Source organism: Desulfobulbaceae bacterium, assembly GCA_013792005.1.
Lineage (GTDB): Bacteria > Desulfobacterota > Desulfobulbia > Desulfobulbales > VMSU01 > VMSU01.
The window spans coordinates 1-5,850 of sequence record VMSU01000209.1; the positions used below are offsets into that span (position 1 = coordinate 1).

Genomic DNA, 5,850 nt, shown 5'->3' on the forward strand with positions numbered 1-5,850 from the left:
GGGGGGCGATATCCGAGCAGAAAGCGAAGTGGGACGTGGTTCTACCTTCCACTTTTACATTCCACTGGCTCAAGGGAAATCGTGCGAGTGCATCTTCGATCTCGCCACCAAAAAAGAGATTTCGGCATTGAAAGTCTTGGTCGTTGACGATAACGAGTCGAACCGAGAAGTCATCTCATCACTGCTCGCTCCCTATGTCGCAGAAGTCCAACTTGCAGAAAACGGTGATGTGGGCTTAGCAAAAGCTCACAGCGGAGAGTTCAATCTATTCCTCCTTGATGCCCAGATGCCGGTGATTGATGGCTTTTCCTTAACCGAAAAACTGAAGGCCTCGCCAACCACTACCAAAACACCGATCATCCTCCTGACCTCGTCCGGACTCCGAGGGGAGGCTAGCCGTTCCAAGAAAATGGGAATCGATGGTTACCTGATGAAACCCATCAGTGGCACAGAGCTTCTTGACGCCATTAGAGTGGTGATCCGAGGGTCGTCTATCGAACCAGAAAACCGCCCCTTAGTAACCAGGCACCTGTTGAATGAACATAATACGAAGCGGCGAATCCTGCTGGCAGAGGACGACCCTATTAATCAACTACTAGCCAGAACCCTGCTGGAGGGCGAAGATTTTCATGTAACAGTGGCGGCTTCCGGGGATGAGGTGCTGAAAATCCTTGCCCACGAAACCTTTACCGCCATCTTGATGGACGTCCAAATGCCGATTATGGATGGCCTTCAGACAACGCGTGCCATCAGATCCCAGGAAAAAAACACCGCGCAACATATTCCGATCCTGGCAATCACCGCCCATGCCATGAGGGAAGACCAGAATAGATGCCTGGAAGCGGGCATGGACGGTTATATCAGCAAACCCATCGATAAGACGGTTTTATTTGCAGAGCTTGATCGTCTGGTCAAGAGCAACATCTTTGTGAGAAATGCCAATGGAACGTAAAATTCTTGCAGCAGTTGACGGCACGGTTTTCAGCTTCAACGCCTTGCGCTATCTGGGCCAATTATTCACCGATCTTGACGATATTGCGGTTCACCTTCTCTATGTGGTACCCAGCCCACCTCCACCAATTGACGAACAATGGATTGATGAAGGTGATCGACTCCTGTGTCTTCCTCCGGAGGTAAGAGCCCGCTACAACAAAGCGAAACGGTTCATGGAAGAAGCGGTCTTACAATTGGGACGCCGGGGAATCGAAGCCCAACAAGTTTCATGGCAGGTTCAACTCTCTCGAACAGGGGTGGCGGCTGACATCATCCATGAGGCGAAAAAAGGCCTCTATGATGCTCTGTTGATCGGGCGACGAGGCATTGGCGCCATTGAGGAGATAATCGGCGGCAGTCTCTCAAACACCGCAGCAAAACACAGCCATGTTTTGCCCATCTGGATTGTTGACGGCAAGGTCAATGCCCGAAAATTCCTACTTCCGGTCGACACCTCATACAACTCACTCAAAGCTGCCGACCATCTCGGTTTCATCTTGCAGGGCAACCCCTACACCGAGATCTGCCTCCTGCACCTATCTACTCTGGTCGGCGGCAACACTAAGCCAGACTGGTCCGAACTTGAGACGTTGTGGGGGAAAGAGTGGTGTGATGAACATCTGCGACGTCCAGACAGCGTCTTTCATGGACCAAAACAGATGCTGCTGGAGCGGGGGATCAGCGAAAAGAAAATTTACCAACATCACGACGAGTACTGTTTCTCCGCGCACAAACCCATCATCCAGCACTCAGTCATTGATCAATGTGGGACCATTGTCATTGGCTGTCGTTCCAAAACTAAGGTAAAAGGGATTTTCTCCGGGGTGTCAGAAAAAGTGCTCAATCTTGCTCGTGGGGTAGCAATCTGGATCGTTGGCTAGATCCACGAACCCCTGTCAAAAAAGAAAAGTGTGCTCTTACCCACAATGCTCGGACCGCACTATTGAAGAGTTGGTCCGAGCGGACACGAGCTGCATCGGGGGTTGGTCTTTTTGCAAAACTCCTTCCCGGTGCGAACAATCAAGGCATGGTATTCATTGTACAACGCAGGATCAGAGGGCAATGAATCCATAAACAGTTCCTGCATCGCGTAATAATCGACATCTTCTTCCGGGACCAAACCATGCCGAGACAGGAGACGATGACTATAAGTATCCACCACAAAGATAGGCTTTCCGGCAACATAGAGCAGGATCGAGTCGGCTGTCTCAGGACCAATACCCGAGACTGAAAGCAAGGCCTGACGCAAGGATGGCAACTCATCCTGGACTAAAAGGTTAAGATCACCGCTATAGCGGGTTTCAACCATGGTCAGAAGATTATGTAACCGGCTGGCTTTGACATTAAAATAGCCACACGGTCGGATACACTCGGCAAGAGCGGTATGGGGCATGGCAACCATGGCCTCGAAAGAGAGGAGACCTTGGTCTTTGAGGTTAGTGATCGCCTTCTCGACATTGGTCCAGGCGGTATTCTGAGTTAATACCGCCCCAACCATAATCTCAAACCGGGTCTCTCCCGGCCACCAGTCCTGGTGCCCAAAACAAGCGAGCAGGCGATCATAGATTTCGAGCAGACGCTGAGCGTTTGACATGGAGTGATTCAAGCTGACAGCGTATCCGCAGGCTAGCCCCGATCTGTCTGTCAGTCTTGACGGATAAAAAGAAGATATATTAAAACAGCAACGCCGCCAATACCGACTCCGGCAATCGGCAGGATTTTGTCCATCTGAACAACACCATCCACCACCGCCCCCCGCACCATTTCGGTACCACTGAAGTACCAAAGACCCAGACAAAGGGCAATGATCATCAAGTTGGTGAACATCTGCCGGTAGAGATTGTAAATGATCAAACAGATAAAAGGCGCCAGAAAATACGGGTTGAGAAAAAGACCCGTGGCATCAACAGCCCTGATCTGCTCCAGTACCTGGGTGTGATGAATCCACTCACTGATCCGAGCCAAAAAATCAGACATGGCACCCCTCCTTCCCGCTGTAATGTTGTTGAACCGCCGTTGATCTATTCAACTACTTGACGCTGAGGCAACGTGGCCTTTTTGTATACCTTGATCGCGCAGTACGATCCGCACATACTGCAGGCATCACCTTTGTAGGTGCCGCCTTCTTCACGAAAGCGCCGAGCCTTTTCCGGATCGAGAGACAGATCGATCTGTCCTTTCCAGTCTAAGGCATTACGGCATTTTGCCATGGCGATATCACGATCCATGGCCCCGGGAACTCCTTTGCAGATGTCGGCAGCATGGGCTGCAATCTTAGAGGCGATAACACCATCGCGGACATCATCCCCATCAGGGAGCTTAAGATGCTCAGCAGGGGTGACGTAACAGAGGAAATCAGCGCCGGCCTTGGCCGCAATAGCCCCGCCGATAGCCCCGGTGATATGGTCATATCCGGGAGCGATATCGGTTACCAGCGGCCCCAGCACATAAAATGGGGCGCCACGACAGATCCGCTTCTGCAACACAATATTAGCCTCAATCTGATCCATAGGCATATGCCCAGGACCTTCAATGATAACCTGAACCCCGGCGTCCCAAGCCCGTTGCGTCAACTCGCCCAGATGAATCAACTCCTGGAGCTGTCCGGCATCGGTAGCATCGGCCAAGCAGCCAGGACGAACGCTGTCTCCCAGACTCAAGGTCACCTCGTGCTTCTTGAGGATGGCAAGAAGCTCGTCATAGTGCTCATAAAAAGGATTTTCCTTCTGGTTGTATGTCATCCATTCAATAAGAAAGGAGCCTCCCCGGCTTACCACACCCATCAAACGTTCCTGACCACGGAGCCGTTCGAGAGTGTTTCTGTTGATTCCACAATGAATGGTCATAAAATCGACACCGTCTTCGGCCTGCTGGCGGATGGTGTCAAAGATATAATCGACTGAGAGAGCGCCGATATCTTTTTTCTGGTTTTCTACCACTTCGGCCACCGACTGATAAATTGGCACGGTACCGAGTGGAATTGGGCAATTTCGTAAAATCTCGCGGCGTACATCGTTTAAATCGCCGCCCATACTGAGGTCCATCACCGCGTCTGTGCCGGCTTTAAGCGCGATGCACAACTTCTGCAGCTCCTGCTCAACCCCCTGATGATCCTTAGACGAACCGATATTGGCATTAACCTTGGTCGACAGGCCTTGACCCACGGCCATAATTTTTTCAAAATGATGGTTGTTGTTCTTGGGGATGGCGATAATCCCCTTGGCAACACCTTGCATCAGAAACTCAGGACTTACCCCTTCATTTTTTGCACAAGCTTCAAAAATCGGGGTCATTCTGCCCTGCAAGGCGTCTTCTCGTATGCTCATCTCTGTACTCCCTACAAAGTATCTGGTTAGTCTCTTATTATCGATTGATTACAAAGGCGTCATGGTCACACTTCCAACAGCTAGCGCCTCCTTCATCGTAGCAATGACGTCTGCCTTTTCCAAAAGTCTGTTATTAACAATGGGGCGGCCGGATGTCAATCCCTATCAGGTGTTGGCACCTTGCACCCCCTCCTCCAGAGCCAACTCCACCAGACGATCCAACAGCGCTGAAAAAGATAATCCGGCAACGGCCGCAGCCTGCGGCAGAAGACTTGTCGGAGTCATGCCTGGGATGGTATTTGTTTCAAGAACAACAAGCCTGGAATCGGTGATGATCATATCCGTGCGACTATAGCCTTTAAGTTTTAAGGCTCGGTGGGCTCGTATCGCATACTTCTGGGCCAGGATGCGAATTGATTCAGAAACCTGAGCTGGACAGATTTCCCTTGATGCCCCAGCTTGATACTTGGCCTGATAGTCAAAAAACGGATGACCCTCGCCGGGAATAATCTCGACCAAGGGCAGCGCCGTGAGATCATCATTACCGATCACCCCGACTGTAATCTCCCGGCCCTGAACGTATTGCTCCACCATGACCTCGCGGTCAAAGGTAAAGGCTTTAGCAATCGCGACAGCCAGTTCCTCCGGGGTATGCGCAATACTCATCCCCAAACTTGACCCTTGGCGGACAGGCTTAACAACTAAAGGTAGTGACAGCTCTGCCAACAACTGCCTGGGGTCGACAGCATCGTCCTGTCGGGCCATTCTCCAGGGAGATACCGGCAGCCCATGGACCTGATAGAGAGTCTTCGCCGCATCTTTATCCATCGCCAGGGCACTACCCAAAACGCCGGAACCTTGATAGGGCAGCCCAAGAAGATCGAGAAAACCCTGAACTGTGCCATCCTCACCAAAGCGACCATGGAGCAAGATAAAGACAACATCAATGTCTCCAGATTCATGGGCAATCCGGGCCATGTCGATGGCGGGATCATAACGTTTGACCTGATATTTTTTAGGATCAAGCGCCTTTTCCACCTCAGTGGCTCCGGCCAGAGACACCTCACGTTCGCCGGATTTGCCCCCGGCGAGCAGAGCGACCCGCAGTGGGTGTTTATATGCCGTCTGCGTCTTCATGTTCATCTCCTTTGAAAAAATCACGCTTCCTCACCAACCATAAGAAGTCCTCATAAGGAAAAGCTGGGGGTCCTGACATGTTGAGACCTCCCATGGTCTTGCCACCCGTTTGGACATAAAAAAATGGCCGTTTCTCATGTGAAAAACGGCCATCTAAAAATTGGCTCCCCGGGCCGGATTCGAACCAGCGACAGGGTGGTTAACAGCCACCTGCTCTACCGACTGAGCTACCGAGGAGCACAAAATCTTCTAAGATATATTTTTATGGTAACGTTACGTTACAACGGCACTATATAGCAACCAGATTAAATTCCGTCAACACTTTTGACCGCAGCTTTTTAGTAAAAAAAGGCTTTTAACAGGAACCTAAGCGAGAAAAGGGAAATTAATTGAC

General features: G+C 50.9%; 6 protein-coding genes and 1 tRNA gene. 2 read left to right on the forward strand and 5 right to left on the reverse strand.

What is annotated here, in order from left to right; genetic code table 11:
* Both FP815_13395 and FP815_13400 read left to right on the forward strand, forming a co-directional pair.
* Positions 1-952, forward strand: a 952-nt coding sequence (locus FP815_13395; protein ID MBA3015919.1) for a response regulator, incomplete at its 5' end; no start/stop codon positions are given.
* The gene (locus tag FP815_13400) at positions 936-1,874 is read left to right on the forward strand and encodes a universal stress protein (GenBank protein MBA3015920.1); all 939 of its coding nucleotides are present in this window, start codon (positions 936-938) and stop codon (positions 1,872-1,874) included. The genes FP815_13395 and FP815_13400, both read left to right, overlap by 17 nt.
* 59 nt (positions 1,875-1,933) lie before the next feature.
* On the opposite strand, the gene FP815_13405 is transcribed toward FP815_13400, so the two are convergent.
* The 5 genes from FP815_13405 to FP815_13425 all read right to left on the reverse strand — a co-directional run bounded on the left by FP815_13405 (position 1,934) and on the right by FP815_13425 (position 5,693).
* On the reverse strand, positions 1,934-2,587 hold the full coding sequence (locus FP815_13405; protein MBA3015921.1) for an endonuclease III domain-containing protein: 654 nt from the start codon (positions 2,585-2,587) through the stop codon (positions 1,934-1,936).
* A gap of 50 nt (positions 2,588-2,637) precedes the next feature.
* Positions 2,638-2,970 (reverse strand): hypothetical protein, encoded by a 333-nt coding sequence (locus FP815_13410; protein ID MBA3015922.1) that lies wholly within the window; start codon positions 2,968-2,970, stop codon positions 2,638-2,640.
* 44 nt (positions 2,971-3,014) lie between these two features.
* Positions 3,015-4,319, reverse strand: a complete 1,305-nt coding sequence (gene thiC, locus FP815_13415) for a phosphomethylpyrimidine synthase ThiC (protein MBA3015923.1) — start codon at positions 4,317-4,319, stop codon at positions 3,015-3,017.
* Positions 4,320-4,484: 165 nt separating this feature from the next.
* Entirely contained in the window at positions 4,485-5,456 is a 972-nt protein-coding gene (locus tag FP815_13420) for a D-alanine--D-alanine ligase (protein MBA3015924.1), read from the reverse strand.
* A 161-nt stretch (positions 5,457-5,617) separates the two neighbouring features.
* Positions 5,618-5,693 (reverse strand) — tRNA-Asn (locus FP815_13425).
* Positions 5,694-5,850 lie beyond the last annotated feature (157 nt).

What these genes read in the sequence shown, in the direction of transcription:
- FP815_13400 (MBA3015920.1), top strand. Translation starts at nt 936, where the DNA reads ATGCCAATGGAACGTAAAATTCTTGCAGCAGTTGACGGCACGGTTTTC.
- FP815_13405 (MBA3015921.1), bottom strand. Translation starts at nt 2,587, where the DNA reads ATGTCAAACGCTCAGCGTCTGCTCGAAATCTATGATCGCCTGCTCGCT.
- FP815_13410 (MBA3015922.1), bottom strand. Translation starts at nt 2,970, where the DNA reads ATGTCTGATTTTTTGGCTCGGATCAGTGAGTGGATTCATCACACCCAG.
- thiC (MBA3015923.1), bottom strand. Translation starts at nt 4,319, where the DNA reads ATGAGCATACGAGAAGACGCCTTGCAGGGCAGAATGACCCCGATTTTT.
- FP815_13420 (MBA3015924.1), bottom strand. Translation starts at nt 5,456, where the DNA reads ATGAAGACGCAGACGGCATATAAACACCCACTGCGGGTCGCTCTGCTC.